9 protein-coding genes are annotated in these 20,379 nt (G+C 74.1%); all 9 read right to left on the reverse strand.

Features of this window, described 5'->3' with window-relative positions:
* Position 1 precedes the first annotated feature (1 nt).
* The 9 genes from ABZ793_RS23660 to ABZ793_RS23700 are packed head-to-tail and all read right to left on the reverse strand — an operon-like array spanning position 2 to position 20,356.
* Complete coding sequence (locus tag ABZ793_RS23660; protein WP_357460884.1) at positions 2 to 4,363, reverse strand: SDR family NAD(P)-dependent oxidoreductase; 4,362 nt, start codon at positions 4,361 to 4,363, stop codon at positions 2 to 4.
* Entirely contained in the window at positions 4,360 to 6,678 is a 2,319-nt protein-coding gene (locus ABZ793_RS23665) for a lantibiotic dehydratase (RefSeq protein WP_357460887.1), read from the reverse strand. Before ABZ793_RS23665 ends, ABZ793_RS23660 begins: the two co-directional genes overlap by 4 nt.
* Positions 6,675 to 10,178 (reverse strand): amino acid adenylation domain-containing protein, encoded by a 3,504-nt coding sequence (locus ABZ793_RS23670; protein WP_357460889.1) that lies wholly within the window; start codon positions 10,176 to 10,178, stop codon positions 6,675 to 6,677. Before ABZ793_RS23670 ends, ABZ793_RS23665 begins: the two co-directional genes overlap by 4 nt.
* A complete protein-coding gene (locus ABZ793_RS23675) occupies positions 10,175 to 11,851 on the reverse strand; it encodes a beta-ketoacyl synthase N-terminal-like domain-containing protein (RefSeq protein WP_357460892.1) in 1,677 nt (558 codons plus the stop codon). The genes ABZ793_RS23670 and ABZ793_RS23675 overlap by 4 nt, the downstream gene beginning before the upstream one ends.
* Positions 11,848 to 14,220, reverse strand: coding sequence for a non-ribosomal peptide synthetase (locus ABZ793_RS23680; protein WP_357460894.1), 2,373 nt, complete (start codon positions 14,218 to 14,220; stop codon positions 11,848 to 11,850). Before ABZ793_RS23680 ends, ABZ793_RS23675 begins: the two co-directional genes overlap by 4 nt.
* Positions 14,217 to 15,578 carry a DUF6002 family protein gene (locus ABZ793_RS23685; RefSeq protein WP_357460896.1) on the reverse strand — a complete coding sequence of 454 codons (1,362 nt, stop codon included), beginning with the start codon at positions 15,576 to 15,578 and terminating at the stop codon, positions 14,217 to 14,219. Before ABZ793_RS23685 ends, ABZ793_RS23680 begins: the two co-directional genes overlap by 4 nt.
* A complete protein-coding gene (locus ABZ793_RS23690; RefSeq protein WP_357460899.1) occupies positions 15,569 to 16,738 on the reverse strand; it encodes a potassium transporter TrkA in 1,170 nt (389 codons plus the stop codon). The genes ABZ793_RS23685 and ABZ793_RS23690 overlap by 10 nt, the downstream gene beginning before the upstream one ends.
* A complete protein-coding gene (locus ABZ793_RS23695) occupies positions 16,719 to 19,352 on the reverse strand; it encodes an amino acid adenylation domain-containing protein (RefSeq protein WP_357460902.1) in 2,634 nt (877 codons plus the stop codon). Before ABZ793_RS23695 ends, ABZ793_RS23690 begins: the two co-directional genes overlap by 20 nt.
* On the reverse strand, positions 19,349 to 20,356 hold the full coding sequence (locus ABZ793_RS23700) for a class I SAM-dependent methyltransferase (RefSeq protein WP_357460905.1): 1,008 nt from the start codon (positions 20,354 to 20,356) through the stop codon (positions 19,349 to 19,351). Before ABZ793_RS23700 ends, ABZ793_RS23695 begins: the two co-directional genes overlap by 4 nt.
* Between the last annotated feature and the right edge of the window lie 23 nt (positions 20,357 to 20,379).

The raw sequence follows: 20,379 nt of genomic DNA on the forward strand, positions 1-20,379 counted from the left end.
GTCATGCCAGTTGCCCCGGTCTGCGGAGGCGCGGGATGGGTGCCTCCGCGTCGGCGGCCGGTGGGGCGCCGCGCAGCGACTCGATCCGGGCGGCCATCGCGGCGACGGTCGGCGCGTCGAACAGCACCCGCATGGACAGCCGGGCGCCGACGGCCTGGCGGATGCGCAGCACCAGCTGCGCCGCCACCAGCGATGTGCCGCCCAGCCGGAAGAAGTTGTCGTGCGGGCTGACCTCGGCGACACCGAGGACGTCGCCCCAGATCCGGGCGATGGTGGCGGTGAGGTCGCCGGCGGCGGCGGCCACGGTGGAGGTCACCGTGGCGGCGGCCGAGCCGAGTCGCCGCTCGTGGCCCGCGACCGCGGCCACCGTGTAGGCGCCGATCGCCACCGTGCCGGTGCGGCCCTCGGCGAGGACCCGCTGCCACGCGGCGACCGCCGCCGCGGGGGGCAGCCCGTCGTGTTCGGGCACGCCCTCCTCCTGCCACGCCCCCCAGGCCAGCGACACGAGGCGGGCCGGCCAGCCGTGCGGGCTGCGCGCGTACGCGTCGAGGAATGCGTTGGCGGCCGTGTCGTCGGCCCGGCCCAGGCCACCTGCGAGCGCGGTCACCGACGAGGTCAGCGCCACGAAGTCGAGCGGCAGGTCACCGAAGACCTCGCGCAGCACCAGCGTGCCGGTGACCTTCGGCCGCAGTTCCGCCGCCGCCTCGGCCAGCCGCGACCCGGCGGACAGGCCGGTGTCGGGCAGCTTCGCGGCGTGGATGATGCCGTCGAGGCCGCCGAGGTCACGCAGGACTTCGGCGCGTACCGCCCGCATGGCGTCCGCGTCGGCCACGTCGGCGGTGAGGTGACGCACCCGGGCGCCCGCCTGCTCCAGGGCCTCGATCGTGGCCGGCGGCGGCTGGGCGGTGCGGCTCACCAGCACCAGCTGCGCGCCACGCCGGGCCAGCTCGGCGGCGAACGCGCCGCCGACGCGGCCCAGGCCGCCCGTGATCAGGTAACGGCCGCCGTCGCGGATGCCCAACCCGGAGGAGGTACGCCCACCCGGCCGGACCGGGACGAACTCGCGGGTCCAGCGGCGCCCGCCCAGCCGCAGCGCGACCGTCTCGGCCCGCTCGGTGCCGAGCAGTTCGTCCACCACCGCGTCCACGCCGAGGTCGCCCGGGTCGGCGTCGATCCAGTGGCAGCGCACCTGCGGGCGTTCCAGCGGCACCGAACGCACCACCCCGGCCGCCGTGGCGTGCTCCGGGCGTACCAGGTCGGCCCCGGTCACGTCGGCCACTCCGGCGGTGACCACATCCAGCTCCACGTCGGCGGCCGGCAGCGCGTTCAGCAGCGTCAGCAGCGCGTAGTACCCGTGTTCCTGGGCCGCCGACACGGCATCCACATCGTTGCCGGCCGGGTCGCCGTCCAGCGCCCACGCGTGCACGATCCGGGCGGCCCGACCGTCGTCGGCGCACTCGTCGAGCAGCCGCTGGTAGTCGGCGGCGTTGGTCGCGCGCAGCTGGTAGCCGCCCGGGCGGACGGCGAAGGCAGCCCCGGGGCGGACCACGGTGACGTCGGTGCCGCGCTCACGCAGCCGGGCCGCGAGGGCCGTGCCACGCTCACCGGCTGCGAAGAGCAGCAGCTGACCGGGCGCCTCGGCGGGTGCCGTGGCGGGCAGTTGGTGCCAGACCGGTACCTCGACGACCCCGTCGTCGTAGCGGCGGTCGGCGGCCGGTTCGGCAGGTGCGGCCACCGGCGCCGGGTCGATCCAGTGCCTGGTCCGCTGGTACGGGTACCCGGGCAGGGGCACCAGGCGTGGCTTGTCGGGCGCGGGCAGGCGTACGGGGACCCCGGCCGTCCACAACCGGCCCGCCGCCTCGTAGGCGGTCTGCCGGTCGGTCAGCTTCTCCCCCGGCGCGGGCAGCGTACGCAGCGGCGCCCTGGCCCCCTGCGGCAGGCTGAGCCGGGCGAGCCCGGCGAGCTGGCGGCCGGGACCACACTCCAGCAGCAGCCACTCGTCGGCGGCACCGGTCGCGGCGAGCCCTGCCACCGTGGCCCCGAACCGCACCGGCCGGCACAGCTGCTCCCCCCAGTACGCCGGGTCGGTGACCTGCTCGTCGGTGAACGGTGCGGCGGTCGCGGCCGACCACACCGGCAGGTTCGGCGCCCGGCGCGGCACCGCCGCCACCAGCGCCGCGAACTCGTCGCGCACCGGGTCCAGCAGCGGCACGTGCATCGCGTACGGCGACCGCAGCAGCGTGCAGTTGACGCCGCGTTCGCGCAGCGTGTCGGCGAAGGCGGTCACCGGCTCTGGTGCGCCGGCCAGCACGCAGGTGTTGGGCGCGTTGCTGATCGCCACGGCGACCCCGGCGGGCAGCAGGGGCGAGATCTCGTCGGCGCCGCGCTGCACGGCGAGCATGCGGCCCTGCGGCGCGGCCTGGACCAGGCGGCCCCGGGCGGCCGCGAGCCGCAGCGCGTCGGGCAGGTCGAAGACCCCGGCCACGGTCGCCGCCACCAGCTCACCGATGGAGTGGCCGATCATCGCGGCGGGCGTGACGCCCCAGTGCCGCCACAGCGTCGCGGTGGCGTATTCGACGGTGAACAGGGCGGGTTGCAGCACCGCGGGTTCGGCCAGCCGCTCGTCAGCGCCGGGCTCCGTGCTGAAGATCAGCTCGTGGGGGTCCCAGCCGAGGATCCGGGCGCATTCGTCGACGGTGGCCGCGAACACCGGCTCCGTCGCGGCGAGGTGCGCGCCCATGCCGGGGTGCTGCGAGCCTTGGCCGGAGAAGAGCAGGCCCACGCGGGGCACCGTCGCGGCGTCCCCGCTGGCCCGGCGCTTCGGGTCGGCCAGCGCTGCGGCCGCCTGGGTCCGGTCCACCGCGACGACGGCGGCCCGGTGCTGATAGACCGGCCGTCCCTCCCGCAACGTGTGCGCCACATCGTGCAGTGCCAGCTCGGGCCGGTCGGTGAGCCGGGTGGCCACCTGGGCGCACGCCGCCGCCAGCGCGTCCGGGGTCGCGGCGGACACCTGGATCAGCTCGCCACCGCCGCGACCCGGCGCCGTGGCGGGTGCGGGAGGCGGTGCTTCCTGGAGCAGCAGGTGCGCGTTGGTGCCGCCGAGGCCGAGCGAGCTCACCCCGGCTCGCAGCGGCCGCTGCTCCTCGGGCTCCCACTTGGTCAGCGTCGACACCACGTAGAACGGGCTCGCCTCGAAGTCGATCTCCGGGTGCGGCCGGTCGTAGTTGATGCTGGGCGGGATGAGCCGGTGCTGCATCGACAGCACGGTCTTGATCAGGCCGATCACGCCACCGGCCGCACTGAGGTGGCCGATGTTGGCCTTGGTCGAGCCGACCCCACACCAGCCCCGCTCGGTGGCGCGCCGCCCGTAGGCCGCCGTCAGCGCCGCGATCTCGATCGAGTCGCCGAGGACCGTACCGGTGCCGTGGGCCTCCACGTAGCTGACCGAGCGGGGGGCGACGCCGGCGACCGCGAGGGCCTGCACGACGACCTCCAGCTGCCCGCTGACGCTGGGCGCGGTGAAGCTCGCCTTGGTCGTGCCGTCGTTGTTGACCGCGTTGCCGATGATCAGCGCCCGGATGTCGTCTCCGTCGGCCAGCGCGTCGGAGAGCCGCTTGAGCACGACGACCCCGACCCCGCTGCCGTAGACGGTGCCGTTGGCCTGTGCGTCGAACGGGCGGCAGTGCCCGTCGGCGGACGTGTACCCGTCGTCGGCGACGTACCCGACGGCGTGCGGCAGCTCCACGCACACCCCGCCCGCGAGCGCCGTGTCGCACTCGCCGTTGCGCAGCGCCTCGCTGGCCAGGTGTACCGCCACCAGCGACGACGAGCAGGCGGTCTGCACGGTCATCGCGGGGCCGCGCAGGTTGAGCCGGAACGACACGGTGCTGGCCAGGTAGTCGGGCTTGTTGCCCAGCGACACCCGCAGCGCGCCCGCGCCCGCCAGCGCCTGCGGGTTCCGCCGGACGTTGAGCCACTGGTAGAGGTCGGCGTTGCTGCCCGCGTAGACGCCGATCTCGCCGTCGTAGCGGGTCGGGTCGCAGCCCGCGTCGATCAGGGCGGCGTGCGCGTGCTCCAGGAACAGCCGCTGCTGCGGGTCGGCCAGCTCCGCGTCGCGCGGGCTCATTCCGAACAGACCCGCGTCGAAGTAGTCGAACTGGTCGAGCACGGCGGCCACCGGCACGTACGCCGGATCGTCGAGTTCGTCCTCGCTGACGCCGCGCGCCAGCAGCTCGGCCCGGCTGAACCGGGTGAACGACTCGGTGCCGTCGACCAGGTTGCGCCAGAACTCCTCCGCCGACGACGCCCCCGGTACGCGCAGGCTGAGCCCGACGATGGCGATCGGCTCCACTGTCTCGTTCATGACGGCGTCCCCTCCGGCTCGGCCGAGTCGCTGATGTGCAGGCGCAGCTCGCTGGCATAGTGGCGGCCCTGGCCGTCGGGCAGCCACGCCTGCGGCGACCCGGGCAGCTGCTCCGACACCGTCACCGGCACGTCGTCGCCGCCCGCCCGGTGTGCCGCCCGCAGCAGCAGGCAGAGCCGGTTGGCGTAGAGCGGGCTGGTCAGGTCGGCGTACGTGGGTTTGAGTTCGGTGGCCACCCGGATGAAGACCCGCTCCGGCAGGCCCAGCGCGGCCCGCCACCGGCGTACGGCGAGGTAGCGCTGTGCCTGGTCGATGGCGCTGGTCAGGCCGGTCTGCCCGACGGTGGTGCGCCACGTCTCCCGGGCCAGCACCAGTGTGTCCACGGTGACCCGGGGGCTGTGCGGGCGCTCGGTCATCAGCTTGAACGCGTCGGCGGCGTGCACCGCGATCAGGTCGGAGAACACCTCGACCAGTGGCCAGCGGGTGCCGTCGGGCCCGGTCGCCACCATGGTGCCGTCCGCTTCGGACACCAGGGCGGCGTTGGCCGGCACGAGCCGGTCCCGCCGGGCGCCCGGCGCGTCGGCGAACGCGAGTTGGTAGTCGTCCGGCCCGGACAGCGACGCCGACAACCGGCCGCCGACCCGGGGGAAGTCGACCGGGTAGATCGGGCGCAGGCGTCCCGAGCCCAGGTCCGCCGCGTACGCGCGCCGCAGTCGGTCCAGGTCGGGATGGCAGTGCGTGAACAGCTCGGCGTTGAACGTCGCGTACGCCGCGTGCAGCTCACCGAGCACCGCTGCGAACTCGCCGTCGGCCAGCGCCTGCGGCGACTCGGCGAAGATTTGCAGGTCCGGGCTGTGCACCCGGCCCGCGCTCCAGCCGGGACTCCTCGCCGGGAACTGCGCGGCCACCCGGGGCGCCAGCTCGGCCGAGCTGACCTCCAGCCGCGCGGCGTCGGCGGGCAGGTCGGCGAGGCCGAGCACCCGTTCCCAGCGGGAGGCGAATTCGTGTGCGACCCGGTCGACGGGCCGGTCGCCGGGCCCGAACAGCGGGCCCTGGGCGAGGAACCACAGGTCGCCGAGCCGGACCGGTCCGTCGTCGCTCAACTCGGCGTACAGGTCGCGCAGTGCGTCGCCGTACGCCGTGGCCAGTTCGGCGGTGAGCCAGCGCGCCGTCTGCAACGCACACGCCAGTGCCGGGGCCAGGGCGTCGAGCAGGCCGGTGCCGACCGTGAACTCCACGTCGCGGGCGGTCTCCTCGTGGCACAGCGCCCGCCCGGCGTAGTTCTGCCCGGCCCGGCGGCGCGGCGGCAGCCCCGTCAGTTCGGTGAACTCGGCGTCCAGCGCGGACAGCGCGTCGGCCAGTGCGGTGGGGTTGCCGGCGGCGTCGGCGACCCGGGTCCGGGCTTCGGCGAGCCGGTTCAGCCCGGCCAGGGTGTTTTCCCGCAGGGCCGGGTCGCCGATGGTGCCGATCCGCTCGCGCAGGCGTGCCTCCGCGGCGAAGCCCTGCGGCAGGTCGAAGTCCCAGCGCAGCAGGCCCCGTTCGGCCAGGTGCGCCAGCAGCAGGAAGCCTTCCTCGGCCCGGCGTACGCCGGTCTGCTCGTCGCGGACCAGGTCGTCGACGATCTGCCGTGCGGGGCGGCTGCCGTCGCACCATGCCAGCGCGATCGACTCGGTCAGCGACACCGGCGTCGGGCGTTGGGCGGGTCGGTGCACGACCCGCCCGTCCAGGTGGGCGTGCGGCGCCAGGGCCGGGGCCAGCCACGCCCGCACCAGTGGGTCTGCCGCCAGTCTGTCCGCGTACGCGGACAGGGCCCAGTATTCGAGGTGGACGGTGCGCTGGCGGAGCAGGCCGGGGCCGGGTTTGGTGGTGATGGTGGCCGGGCCGGGTTCGACGGTGCCCCAGCACACCGGCCCGAAGAAGCCGATGGTTTCGCACTTGGCGACGTAGCGTTGCCAGTACCCGGCGACGGCGTTCTCCCGGCCCCGGCGGCGGACGTTGCGTGGCCCGTCGGGGCCGTCCTTGACCAGCCCGTCGAGCGCCACCAGGACGTCCGGGTTCTGCCAGGTCACGGCCTCACGGAACAGCGGGTCGGCGGCGAGCTCGCACACCGCCGCCGAGGACGCCCGGGTGGCGTCGGCGTACGCGGCCGTGAATGCTGGCGCGTCGAGGTCACCGGCGAGGTGGCGGTCGGCGGCGTCGGCGCAGTCTGGTGCGGCGAAGCGGTCCAGGCCGTCGGCGGGGAATCCGGCGCTGCGCAGCAGCGCGTCACGCCAGACCGACCAGCCGGTGTCGCCGAGTGGGACCAGATGCGTCACGTCGGATCATCCTCCACGGCGGGCTCGCCGGGCGAGCGGCGCCGGACGCGCTGGAGGCGGGTGGCACCGCGGCGCGTGGCCCGTTGCACCGCCGCGTCCTCGGCGCTTTCGGCAGGCGATTGCGTGGATGCGCGAGCGCCGTCGAGGTGCGTGGCGAGCGTGCGGACGGTCGGATGGCGGAACAGGTCCACCAGCCGCAGGTTCGTGCCGAGCAGCCGGTTGAGCTGCCGCTGCACGACGGCGACGGCCAGTGAGCCACCGCCGACGTCGAAGAAGCTGTCCGTCGCCGCCACCTCTGGTACGCCGAGCACGTTGCACCAGACCGATGCGATCTGGCGTTCGGTGGCGGTGGCCGGGCGCTGGGTGATCGCGCCTGACCGGCCCACGGCCCGCTTGACCCGGGCGGCCCGGGTCACGTCGCCCGGCGTCCCGGCGGGGATGGCCGTCCAGCCGGGCAGCTGTGACACGGGGTTCTTCGGATCGGTGGCTCCGGCGCGGAGTATCTGCTCGACCTCGCCGAGCACGGCCGTCATGAGGTCGGTGCCGTAGACGTCCGGGTTGAAGACGATCTCGACTCGCAGTTGCCCGTCGCGGGTCACGCCGTAGAGGGTGAGGTCGAACGGCGACCCGGGCGCGGCCACCGGCACCGGCTCGCTGTCGAGCCCGGGCAGGTCCAGCGTCGGCTCGTCGAAGGTGTACATGTTGAACAGCACCTGCACCAGCGGGCTGCGGTCCAGTTGGCCGCCGAGGCCGAGCCCGCCGACGATGCGTTCCACCGGTGCTTCCGGGTGCGCGAGCGCGGCGAGGAGTTCCTCCCACGCGGCGCGCACATGCTCGGCGAAGCCCGTGTCGGGGGTCTGACGCAGCCGCAGTGGTGCGATCTCGATGAAGAACCCGACCATGTGCTCGAATTCTGCGGCTCGCCGGTCCACGGTGGGTGTGCCGATGACCAGGTCGGGGTGGCCGGTGCGTCGGGCCAGTACCAGCGCGAACGCGGCCAGCACGGCGGCGGCCGGGGTCGCGCCGAGTCCGGCGGCGAGGTCGGTGAGGGCGGCCGTCGCGGCCCGGTCCAGCCGGGTGGTCACGGTCGCGCTGGTGAAGGTCTGTTCGGCGGGCCGGTCTCGTCCCTCGGGCAGCTCGAGCACGACGGGTACGCCGGTGAGGTGCTCCAGCCACCAGTCCAGGTCCTGCTCGGCGCGTCGCTGGGCGCGGTCGGCGCGCCACGCGACATAGTCGCCGTAGGTGGCGGGCAGTGGCGGCAGCGGCGTCCCGTCGCCGAGTGCGGCGCGGTAGGCGGTGGCGAGGTCGGCGTAGAACAGTGACTGGGACCAGCCGTCGAACACGGCGTGGTGGGCGTAGACGGCCAGCACGTGCTCGTCGGCGCCGGTCCGGGTCAGTTCGGCCCGCCACAGCGTGTCGGTGGCGAGCGTGAACGGTGTCGCCGCACCTGCCGCGAGGTGTGTGGCGAGGTCCGTGCCCGGGGCCAGGTCGCGCACGGGCAGCGGCACTGGCGCGGACGGGTCGGCCACGGCATACGGGACGCCGTCGGTGTCCGGGATGCGCCAGCGCAGGATCTGCTGGCGGTCGGCGACGGCGGTGAGCGCCGTGGCCAGGGCCGCGATGTCGAGGGGGCCGGTGAGCCGTTCGGCGAAGGCGACGTTGTAGGCCGACGCGGCGGCGAGGAAGTAGCGGTCGAGGAACCACAGCCGCTGTTGCGCCGGGGACAGGGCCGGTGGTCGGCCCCGGGTGGCGGTGGCGGGGCTGGCCTCGGCGGCGGCGTCGGCGCGGGCGGCGATGCCGCGCAGCGTTCGCCCGAGCAGCACGTCCTCGATCGCGATGTCGCGGCCCAGCCGTTCCCGCAGGTCGGCGACCAGCCGCATCGCGGTGATCGAGTGTCCGCCGTGGTCGTAGAAGTCGGCGTCGCGGCCGACGGCCGGCTCGTCCAGCAGCGCCGCCCAGGCCTGCGCGATCAGGCGCTCGGTGTCGGTGGCCGGTGCCTCGCCCTGGGGTGCCGGGGCGGGTTCGGCGGCGGTGAGTGCGGCCAGCCGCTCGGTGTCGATCTTGCCGTTGATGGTGATGGGCAGCGCGGCCATGGTGAACATCCGCGCCGGGACGGCCGCGGGCGGCAGCAGCCGCGCGCAGTAGGCGCGCAGGTCCGCCACGGCCAGGCCGGTCGCCACGTACGCGACGAGTTCCTGGCCGCCGGGGCCGCCGCGCGCCTGGACGCTGGCGTTGCCGACCTCGGGGTGGCGGCGCAGCACCGCCTCCACCTCGCCGAGCTCGATCCGCTGTCCCCGGATCTTGACCTGCCGGTCGGCCCGGCCGAGGAATTCCAGGCTCCCGTCCGGCAACCATCGGGCCAGGTCACCGGTGCGGTAGAGCCGCTGCCCGGGCTGCTCGGTGAACGGATCCGGGATGAACCGCTCCGCCGTACGCGCGGCGTCGAACAGGTACCCGCGGCCGAGTCCCGTCCCGCCGGCGAGCACCTCGCCGATCTCACCGGGACCGACCTCGCGCAGGCTGTCGTCGACGAGGTGGATGCGGTGGTTGGCGGCGGGCTTGCCGATCGGGATGGGCCCGGTCCAGATGCCGCTGCCCTCGAACCAGGTCACCAGCACCGTCGCCTCGGTCGGGCCGTAGACGCTGATGAACCGGCGGCCTCCCTCGGTCCACCGGCCGACCTGCTCCGGGCCGGTGGCTTCCCCGCCGGTCATCACCAGTCGTACGCCGGGCAGCCGGGCCGGGTCCAGCAGCGGCAGGATCGGCGGCGGCAGCACCACGACGTCGACGCTCTGCTCGGCGCACACCCGGTAGAGCCGGGTCGGGTCGGCCCGCTCGGCGTCGCCGGCCAGCACGACCGTGCTCCCGGCGGCGAGCGGGGCGAGCAGGTCGGCCACCGACGCGTCGAACCCGATCGAGGCGAAGGCCAGGCACCGGGTCGCCTCGCCGTAGTTGGCGAAGTCCGCGATGTTGATGACCTTTTCGGTCAGCGCCCGGTGCTCGATCACCGCGCCCTTGGGCTGTCCGGTCGACCCGGACGTGAACATCGCGTACGCCGTGGTGGAGAGCGTCGCGGGCGTCGGCTGCCAGGGCGCCGTTTCGGCTGGTACGCCCAGCACGGTCAGGTCGCCGAAGGCATCGGGTGCGGCGGTGGGCGCACCCACGATGACGTGGAGGCGGGCCTCGGCGGACAATTCGCGCAACCGCTGCGGCGGCAGCGCCGGGTCGAGCGGGACATACCCCGCGCCCGCCGCCTGCACGCCGAGCAGGGCGACCACCAGGTCCGGACGGCGGTCCACGCAGACACCGACGAGGTCGTCCGGGGCGATGCCGTGAGCGCGCAGCGACGCGGCGAGGGCGCTGGCCCGGCCGACGAGGTCGTCGTAGCTCAGTGTCAGGTCACCCTGCACGACGGCGGGCGCGTGGGGACGCCGCTGGGCGTGCCCGGCGACCAGGTCGGGCAGGCACTGCTCGGGATAGGGCAGGTGGGGGCCGGTCATCGTATTGCCTCGATCCAGTGTCTGGTCCGCTGGAACGGATAGCCGGGCAGCGGAACCCGCCGCCCCGGCGCCACGGGCAGGTCGTCACCGTCGAGCCAGGAGCGCGCGGCGGCGTCGTCGGCCACCGGTGCGCCCTGCGCGAGCGCGGTCAGCTGCCCGACCGCGTCCTCGGCGTTGGCACACGCGACCGCACCCCGGTGTGCCAGCCGCCGCCGTCCCACCGCCAGCGTGTGCGCCACGTCCGCCACGGCGAGGTCACCGACGGCCAGCCGCTCGGCCAGCCGCCGGGCCAGCTCGCGCAGCGCCGCCGGGCTCCCCGCCGACAGCCCCAGCACCACCCGGCCATGACCTTCGTGTCCGAGCTCGCCGCCGGAGCTGTCCGGATCGTCATGGTCGTTCGCATCGGGTGCCTGCTCCACCAGCACGTGCGCGTTGGTGCCGCCGAGGCCGAACGAGCTGACCCCGGCCCGCCGCTGTCCGGCCCACGGCCGGGACTGCGCGCTGACCTCGGCACCCGCCGCGGCCAGGTCGACGTCGCGGTGCGCGGCGGTGAAGTGCGCCGTCCCCGGCACCTGTCCGGTGTGGACGGCGTACACGGCCTTGATCAGGGAAATCACGCCGGCGGCGGCGTCCAGGTTGCCGAGGTTGCCCTTCACCGAGCCGAGCAGCAGCGGGCTGTGCCTGCCCCGGCGTACCCGGGTCAGGGCGTCGACCTCGATCGCGTCCCCCACCGAGGTGCCGGTGCCGTGACCCTCCAGATAGCCCACGTCGGCCGGGTCCCAGCCCACCGACGCCAGCGCCTCCGCCAGCACCGCCGCCTGCCCCGCCACGCCCGGTACGGTGAAGCCGGGCCGGTCGGCGCCGTCGTTGTTCACGGCCCAGCCCGGGAGGACGGCGTAGACGTTGTCGCCGTCGGCACGCGCCTCAGCGAGGCGCTTGAGCACCACCGCACCGGCACCGTTGCCGAACACCTGCCCGGTCGCGGCCGCGTCGTAGGGACGGCACACCCCGTCCGTGGCCAGCAGGCCGCCCGGCCGCAGGCGGTAACCGGCCTGCCGGGTCGAGACCACCGCCGAGCCACCCGCGATCGCCACGTCGCAGCGGTAGTCCAGCAGGCTCTGCGCCGCCTGGCACACCGCGACCAGCGATGTCGAGCAGGCGGTCTGGATCGCCACGGCCGGTCCCGCCAGCCCCAGCGCGTACGCGGTGCGCGTCGGCAGGTAGTCGCAGCCCGAGCCGGTCAGCGCGTCGTCCCAGTCCTCGCCCAGGCCACCGAAGCCGGGCTTCAGAGCGGGGTTGCCCAGCAGGTGATGGTGCAGGTAGCGGTTGGGGCCGCACCCGGCGAACACGCCGACCTGGGCCGGGTCGCGGTCGGGATCGATTCCGGCGTCCTCCAGGGCGCGCCAGGCGACCTCGAGGAACATCCGGTGCTGCGGATCGAGCAGCGCCGCCAGCTCGGCGGGATAGCCGAACAGGTCTGCGTCGAAACCGTCGAGGTCGTCGAGCCGCCCGAACGCCGGCACCCAGTCGGGGTCGGTGAGCGCACCCTCGGCAGCGGTCAACCGACGCACCGAGTCCACCCCGGACAGCAGGTTCCGCCACATGGCGGGTGCGTCGTCCGCGCCGGGCACCCGGCAGGACAGGCCCACCACCGCGATCTGGTCCTCGCTCACGTTCCACCCTTCCCGCTGCCACCGCCCCGCGCGGCTCTGCGCCGCGCCATCCGGTGCCCGACTGCCGCCAAACGACCATTCGCCGGTACGCCGTCAGCGCCCGCCGCCACCTTCAGGTGTGCCGCCAGCGCCGCCACCGTCGGGAACTCCACCAGCCGGGCCAGCGGCACCCGCCGGTCGAGGCGCTCCTCCAGGTGCCGCTGCAGGAGGGCGAGCTGGAGCGAATGCCCGCCCAACTCGAAGAAGCTCACCTGACGGTCCACGGCGGGCAGTCCCAGCACCGCGCACCAGCCCGCCGCGATCAGCTCCTCGACCGGCCCCGACGGCGGCCCGCCGGCCCCCGCGACGGTTCGTACGGCCTCGGCATCCGGATCGGGCAGGGCGGCTTGGTCGAGCTTGCCGGTCGGGCCCATCGGCAGCTGCGCCACCGCCACCACGGCCCGGGGCACCATGAAGTCCGGCAGCACCGCCGCCAACTGCTCCCGCAGCCGTCCCGGCTCGATGCTCGCCCCCATGGCCGGGACCGCGTACGCGATGATCTCGTGCTCGCCGGTGCCGGACGCGGCCGCGCTGCGCCGGGCCACCACGGCCGCCTGGCCCACCCCGGGCAACCCGGCCAGGTGGGCTTCGATCTCGCCCAGCTCCATTCGATAGCCGCGGATCTTCACCATCCGGTCGCTGCGACTCAGGTAGACCAGCATCCCGTCGGGCAGCCGCCGCGCGATGTCCCCGGTCCGGTACGCCCGCACCCCGCCGTGCTCGATGAACCGGGCCGCCGTGAGTTCCGGCAGGCCCAGGTACCCCAGCGCGACGTGCGGTGTACGCACGATCACCTCGCCGGTCAGGCAGGTCGGGCGCCCGGCCGGGTCGGCCAGCACCACCTCGATGCCCGGCAGCGGGTGCCCGATCGGCACGACGGCCTGCTCCAGCTCCGCGCCGGGCGGCAGGTGGTGCTGCGCGGCGAAGCTGATCTCGGTGGTGCCGTACCCGTTGACGAACACCACACCGGGCGCGAACGACCGCCGGGCCAACGCTACGTCGTGCCTGGTCACCTCCTCGCCGCCGAGCACGACGGCGCGGATCGACGGCAGCCGCCCGCCCTCGCCCAGGCTCGCCACCAGGTATCGGTAGACGGTCGGGGTGGAGTGGTAGATCGTGACGCTCCGGTCGGCGAGGGCGCTGGTCAGGTGGCCGAGGCCGTGTGCGCGAACGTCGACGGGGACGGCGGCGGCGCCGGACAGCAGGGCGCTGAACGTGTCGGTGACCGCCATGTCGTAGCCGAACGAGGTGAGCACGCTGGTGCGGTCATCCGGCCGGATGGCGAAGTTGCGCACGTGGTTGCGTACGCCGAACAGCACGTTGCGGTGGCTCTGCACCACGCCCTTCGGCGTTCCGGTCGACCCCGAGGTGTAGAGCACGTACGCCGGGTCGTCCGGCCGTGCGGGCCCCCGCAGCACCGACAGGTCGGCGCGGGAGGTGCCCGGCTGGAGGTGCACGATCGGCAGCTCCGGCAGCCCGGCGTCGGCGGCCAGCGTGGCGGCGAGCCGCGCGTGCTCGGGGTCCGTGACGATGGCCCGCACCCCGGCGTCGCGCAGCATCCCGGCCAGTCGGACCGGCGGGAACACGGTGTCCAGCGGCACGTACGCGGACCCCGACGCCAGCACCGCCAGGATGCCGGTGACCGTGGCGACGCCGTGGCGGCACAGCACCCCGACCGGTGCGGGCGGCACTGCGACGTTGCTCGGATCGGCCAGGGCCACGGCGGTCGCGGCTACGGCGGCGCCGAGCTCGCGATAGGTCACGGTCGCGCCGTCGGCCAGCACCGCCGTCCGCTGCGGGTACGTGGCGACGACCGATGCGAACGCGGCCGGGATCGTGTCACCGCGTACGCCGTCGGCTTCGGTGCCGTCGCCACCGTGCAGCCGGGCCAGTTGTGGTGCCGGGCGCTGTTCGTAGCGGGCCGACGACAACACGTCGGCCGACGACGCGGCCGGGTCCAGAGCGGACAGGAACTCGGCCAGGTCGACGCACAGGTCGTCGGCGTAGTCGCCGGGCAGCCCCGACAGGACGCCTCCGACCAGGTCAGGGCCCAACTGGATGCTGGCGTCGGCGGCGGAACCCGGCGGTGCCGGGCGCACCGACCGCCACAGCTCGCGGATCGGGGCGTCGGCGGTCAGGTCCAGCGCCACCAGGTCGTCGCCGTGCCGCAGCGTCACGACCTGGGCGCCGGTGTACCGGCGTACCAGCAGGGCGGTCGCGGTGAGGACCACCGCAGCCGGGGTGACCCCGGCGGCGTGGGCCTGCGCGGCAAGCCAGGCAGCCCGCTCGGGTGACAGGCCGAGCGGGCGGTCGGAGTACGCCAGGCTCACCATGTGTTTCCGACGGCGGCCGCGACGTCGGCGACCGTGGACACCTGGGCGTCCGCGTCGGCGACGGCGAAGTCGTTGGAGTAGCTCCCGGTGCCGTGCACCACGATGTCGTGCCCGACCGGTACCAGGCCGCGGTCGATGGCGTTGCAGACACCGGTCAGCGCCATCACGATTGACCACTCCCGCAGCTGCTCGGGGTCGGCGGGCAGCGTGAGCCCGGCGTTGGCCAGCCAGTCCCGGGCCACCGGGTAGCGCTGGGCGCATTCGCGCCGCGACACGACGATGCCGTCGCCGCCGTGCCGCTCGATCAACGCGTTCATCGCCGGGGAGGTCACCGGGCGGTGGGTGTAGAAGGTGGGGTCGAGCACCTCGGCCGGGTCGTCGGTGACGGCCGGGAAGTGCGCGTCCTTGTCCTGCGTCCAGGCGCCCACGCCCTCATCCAGCGTAAAGGCCGGGCAGTTGTCCCGCTCAAACGAACCGTGGCGCAGGCTGAGCACCATGTCGGGCGTACCGAGGTGCTGCACGAGCAGGAAGCCGGGGCGGTCGGCGGGGCTGGCCTTGCCCGCCGCTTCGAGCACGTCGCGGCCCAGGTTGTAGCCGAGCAGGCCGAAAGCGCTGGAGACGGCGTGCGCGTGCCAGCGCGGGCGGGCAGCGCTGGCCGGGGCCACGTCAGCCTCGAAGGCGGCCCGGGCGGCGTCCGCGACCAGGTAGTTCTTCAGGTCCAGGCTGTACCACAGCGTGACGCCGTGCGTGTCGTACATCGTGGCGGCGTACTCGTCGACGAACGCGCGGCCGAGCGCCTTCACACCCTCCGGGTCGCTGCCGGTGTACCGCAGCAGCGGGTTGGCCTGGCGCGACCGCGGGTCGGCGGCCAGCGCGTCGTGGCGGAACTTGTGCCGGGTCGACTGCGGTGCCAGCACCACGATGGACAGCTGCTCCGGCGTCGCCAGCCCGGCCGCGTAGGCGCGGGCCACCGCGTCGCGCAGTGCGACACCCTTGTTGCCGGAGGTCGGCGTGAAGATGCACAGCCGGGTCCCGGTGCGCCGGACGTGTTCCACCGCGCGGGCGACGATCACCATCGACGCGAACGTCTTGGTGGTCTGGGTGCCAGGGTTCGCTGTCAGGTCGAGCAGCTGGAGGTTGTGCCCGCCGTATTCGCCCAGCCGGGACCAGCTCGCGGTGGCGGCGGCGTAGAACTCGCGCACCGCCGGGGTCAGCTCGGGCAGGTCGAAGCCGGGCGCGAAGCCGGGCGTCCCGGCAGGGCCGCCGGGGACGGCGCCGCACTGATCCACCGCCGAGGCGATGACGTCGTAGTAGTCGGTGATCAGGTTGCGTGTGGTCGGGGCGGTCACGGGCATCGGGATTCCTCCAACACACGAGGCGCCGGCGCCGGCGGCACCGTTCGCAAATGGTCGCGCAGGGCGATGAACCGAGCGAAGACCTCAGGCAGTTCGGTCACGCGCCAGCCTTCGGCCAGTTCCGGCTGGTACGCCGACAGCGCCGCCCGGGCACGCTCGGGATAGCGCACGTGGCCGTCGCTGACCTCGACGCCGTCACGGTGCCCGGCAGTGGTGTTCCAGGCGACGGCCTGCGCCGTGCTGACCTCGGGTGGCAGCCGCAGCTCGGCTCGGCCACCGTTGAGCCGGACCGGGTAGCCGCCCGGCAGGCCCAGTGGCCCGGGCAGGCTCGCCACGATCTCAGTCGCGTCGGTGGCGAGCCCCGCCACCAGGGCGGCGGCGGCGTGTCCGGCCAGCGCGTTCAGCTCCGGCCGGGGCAGGGCACGGTAGTCGGCCAGCAGTCCGGTGACGTCCGGGACGGGCAGGCCGTCCAGCCAGGCGCGTACCTCGGCGGTGTCGTCCCCGGTGTTTTCGGGGCCGGGTGCGGCGAGGTGGGCATGGTGGCCGAGCACAGCCAGCCGCCGCGGCCCGGGACGGCCCAGCGCGGCGTCCAGACACGCGGCCAGGGTCGCCACGTTGCCGATGCCGCACAGCACGGGCAGATTCAGCGCTGCCAGCAGCGGGTTGACCGCGTCCGGGAAGCAGCCGTTGACCAGCACCGCGTCCGGTGCGCCGCCGGCCAGCGCGGCGGCCAGCCGGGACCCCAGCTCGGCCTGCAACGCCAGCGTCACCCCGAAGCCGGCCGTGGCGACCAGGTCCGTCCAGGCCGACGGCGCGTGCACCCGCTCGTACGGCGACTGGGTTGACGCGGCGCAGACCAGCACGTCGGGGCGTAGCCGGGCCATCGACGCGGCGTCGGCGGCGTACCCGTCGCCGGGGTCGGTGGACGGTTCGGCGGTGAACGGCTGGGCGGTGAAGTCGACCCCGGTCCCGGCGACGGTGGCGCGCACCTGCGCGCCCCGGGCCGCGCCGGCCGCGGCGGTCAGGTCGCGGGCCAGCACGGTCACGCGTATCCGCTGGGGGGTGTGCATCGAGGCCAGGGAATCGCACAGCGAGCGGGCGAGGTGGCCGCTGCCCACCACGACGACGTGCCGCGGCGCGTTACCGAGGGGGGCTGACATCGCGTCTCGCGTCCGTGACCCGGGCCAGCCAGTCGGCAAAGGACCCGGCGCGCAGGCAGCTCGCCGGGGACACCTCCAGGTCGGCCATCTCGCGCGCCCGGTGCGCCACCCGCAGCGCGGTCAGCGAGTGCCCGCCGAGGGCGAGGAAGTTGTCGTCGTCCTGGACGGCATCGACGCCGAGCGTGACCCGCCACGCCTCGCGCAGCCGGTCGGCGAGGGCGCTGCCCTGCTCCGGGGCCGCTTCCGTGTGCCGCCGGGGTGGTGGCGGCAGCTCCAGCCGGGCCACCTTGCCGTTGGGCAGGCGGGGCAGGCTGTCGACGAAGACGAGCTGGTCCGGGTGCATCGCGGGCGGCAGCACCGACGCCAGGTATCCCTGGAGCAGCCCGGTTGTCAGCAGCTGGTCGGCGGGCTCGTCCCAGGGCGAGGCCGCCTGCGGCTGGTCCTGCGGCCGCATCGCGTAGATGTAGCTGACGTCGGCGTCCGCGCCGACGTTCCAGTCACCGATCTCGTGCACCTCGAACCCGGCCGCCGACAGCAGCTCGCGCACCTGCGGCGCGGTCACGCTGCTGCGCTCGACCTCCAGGCACACCTGGCCGATGCGGGGCCAGTGCTCCGGGCGCAGGCCGCGCAGCACACTCAGCTCGGCGCCCTCGGTGTTGACCTTCAGCAGGTCGACCCGGTCCAGCCCGAACCGGTCCAGCAGCTCGGACAGGGTCACCGTCGGCACCACGTGCGCCACCGGGGTCAGGCGTCGGTGCGCGTCGGCCAGCAACGCGGCCTGCTCGGCCTCGTCGGCGTCGCCGCCACCCTGCCGGTAATGCGACCGGACCAGGTCCGACGCGGCTTCGGCCCGGTCGGCGCCCAGGCCGGACAGGTAGCTCAGCTCGGGAAACGAGATCAGCTTGGCCGTGCCCGCCGTATCGGTCACCGCGGCGTCAACGATGGATGCGGACTCGGCGTAGAGGCTGAGGTTGGCCCGAAGGTAAGGCAGCGTGTCCGGGTTCGGCTCGACCGCGATCAGGTATACGTCGCGCGCCTGCCGGGTCGCCCACAGGGAGAACAGGCCGATATTGGCGCCGACATCGACTACGACCGCACCGTCACCGAGGCGTACGCCGAACCGCGAATACTCCGCGTGGTCGAAGATCTGCCGGTAGAGGAAGACCGCTTCGTCCGGCGACGCCGCCGTCACCGCCATGCCGTTGGGCAGCCGGAACCGGGTCAGTCCGCCGATCGTCGGGGCCCGCCGTGGCTGCGGCACCACGTACCCGACCAGGCGCGTCCCGGAATCCTCGTCCGGCGCGGCAACGACCACCGCGTCGTGCACGGCGGGATGCTTGCGCAGCACCGCGGCAACCTCGCCCGGCTCCACCCGGATGCCCCGGATCTTGACCTGGTCGTCGACCCGACCCCGGAACTCCAGGAAACCCTCAGGCGCGACCCGTACCAGGTCACCGGTGCGGTAGAGCCGGGCACCCGGGTGTGCCGGATCGGGCCGGAAGCGTTGCGCTGTCCGCTCGTCGTCGTGCAGGTAGCCCAGGCCGACCGCGACCCCGCCGATCCACAGCTCACCGGTCTCGCCGTCGGCGACCGGCCGGAACTCCTCGTCCAGCACCCGCGCCGACACCCCGCCGATGATCCGGCCGACCGGGGCGATGCTGCCCGCGTACGCCTCCGAGCAGTCCCAGTAGGACACGTTGATCGAGGTTTCGCTCGGGCCGTACCCGTTGAACAGCCCGCACGGCAGCGCCGCACGAAACCGCCGGACCAGCTGCATGTCCAGCGCCTCACCGCCGCACAGCACCCGCCGCAACGTGACGCATCCGGCGAGTTCCGGCTCGTCGAGTACGTGCCGCAGCATGGTCGGCACGAAATGCGCGGTGGTGACGGCTTCCCGCCGGATCAGCCGGACCAGGCCGAGACTGTCGAATTGCAGGCCCGGCCCCGCGATGACCACCGTGCCACCGGCGATGAGCGGGGAGAAGATCTCGTGCACCGACGCGTCGAACCCGATCGACGCCTTGTGCAGCACCCGGTCGTCGGCGGCGAAACCGAACCAGTCGTGGCCCCAGGCCAGCCGGTTGACCAGCCCGGCGTGGTGCAGCACGACACCCTTCGGCTGGCCGGTCGAACCCGAGGTGAACAGCACCAGCGCGGCCTGCTCCCCCGGCGGCAGCCAGCCCGCGCGATCCGGCAGGTCGGTCCCCGCCACCGCCCTGGCGGTACGCACATCGCGCCAGCCCGTGCCCGCCGGCGCGGCGACGGTAGCGGGCCGGTCGGCGTACAGGACGAGCCGGGGTGCGGCGATGGCAAGCATCTGCTCGGCCCGGCCGGAGGGTAGCTCGGGATCGACCGGCACCGCGACCGCGCCCACCGTGAGCGTCGCCAGCAGCGACGTCACGTAGTCGGCGGACCGGTGCAGGTAGAGGCCGACCAGGTCACCCGGCCTGATCCCGGCCCGGCGCAACAGTTCGGCCGTCGCGCCGACCCGCTCCCACAGCTGTGCGTAGCTCAGCTCACCGTCGGGGGCGACGATCGCGGGCCGGTCGGCGTCGGCGCCCGAGGGCCGGTGTACCAGATCGAGCAGGTAGCGCGGGCTGGACATGGGAGTCATGCCGCCCTTGTCGCGACCGCGACGATCGCCATCCGGGGCACCTCGGCGACGAACTGCCCGTCGGCCCGGTAGACGACCGGCCGCGCCGGGATGCCGTCACGACCACCGAGCGCGGCCAGGTAGCCGGTGTGGTCGAAGTGATGCGTCAGCAACCGCCACACCTCGTCATCGCTCAGCGTCGCGAAAAACTCCCGTACCCCGTACATGTCGCCGACATAGTCGCGAATCCGCGCGTACGCGGACTGTGCGGTGTCGGCGCGCACGACCAGCGGGTCATAGAGGTCGACGATGCGTACCGGCAGATCGGCCTGGGCGAACAGGCTGGTCAGTTCCGCCCGGCTGAAATGCTGGTAGTCGTGGCCACCGGAGGCGTGCGCATGCACCACTTCACCGAAGAAGCCGGCCATCGGGCTCGACTCGTCGAAGTCGTGCAGCACGATCCGGCCACCGGGGCGGACCACCCGGGCCGCCTCCGCCACCGCCAGCGGCCGCTGGTGTGTCGGGATGTGATGCGTTCCGTAGGCGAGCAGCACCGCGTCCAGGCTGGCGTCGCGCAAAAACAGGAAGTGCGCGGCCTGGCGTACGGCGGGCAGGCCGTGCGCGAGCGCCTTGTCGATCATGTGGCCGGACATGTCGCCGGTGATGAACTCCAGTTTGGACTCAAAACAGGCGGACTGGTTGCTCGCCGCGCGCGCCACGGTGCCGTCGCCGCCGAGCACGTCCAGGATGAGGGTGACCGGCTCGGATCCGGCCGGGGTGGCGAGCTCCAGCAGTTGCCGCATTCCGGTCCAGCGCACCAGGGTGTCGCGCTGGGCCCGGCGATAAGAGTCGCCCCGGCCGGTGGAGTCGGTGTCGAACTCGCTCACGGTGGCGGCCAGTTCCGCCAGCGCCGCAGCCGCACCCGGGCGCTCGAAATCAAGCACTTCGCGCAGTTGGGGGTGGACGGTCGCCACCGTGTGCAGGTACTCCCGCAGAATCAAAGACGGCAAGTACGACGAGCTCATGAGCACCTCGGCGCACGCAACGG

This window comes from Micromonospora sp. NPDC047465 (assembly GCF_040643125.1).
In the GTDB taxonomy this organism is placed as follows: Bacteria; Actinomycetota; Actinomycetes; order Mycobacteriales; family Micromonosporaceae; genus Micromonospora.

What these genes read in the sequence shown, in the direction of transcription:
- ABZ793_RS23660 (WP_357460884.1), bottom strand. Translation starts at nt 4,363, where the DNA reads ATGAACGAGACAGTGGAGCCGATCGCCATCGTCGGGCTCAGCCTGCGC.
- ABZ793_RS23670 (WP_357460889.1), bottom strand. Translation starts at nt 10,178, where the DNA reads ATGACCGGCCCCCACCTGCCCTATCCCGAGCAGTGCCTGCCCGACCTG.
- ABZ793_RS23685 (WP_357460896.1), bottom strand. Translation starts at nt 15,578, where the DNA reads ATGCCCGTGACCGCCCCGACCACACGCAACCTGATCACCGACTACTAC.
- ABZ793_RS23690 (WP_357460899.1), bottom strand. Translation starts at nt 16,738, where the DNA reads ATGTCAGCCCCCCTCGGTAACGCGCCGCGGCACGTCGTCGTGGTGGGC.
- ABZ793_RS23695 (WP_357460902.1), bottom strand. Translation starts at nt 19,352, where the DNA reads ATGACTCCCATGTCCAGCCCGCGCTACCTGCTCGATCTGGTACACCGG.
- ABZ793_RS23700 (WP_357460905.1), bottom strand. Translation starts at nt 20,356, where the DNA reads ATGAGCTCGTCGTACTTGCCGTCTTTGATTCTGCGGGAGTACCTGCAC.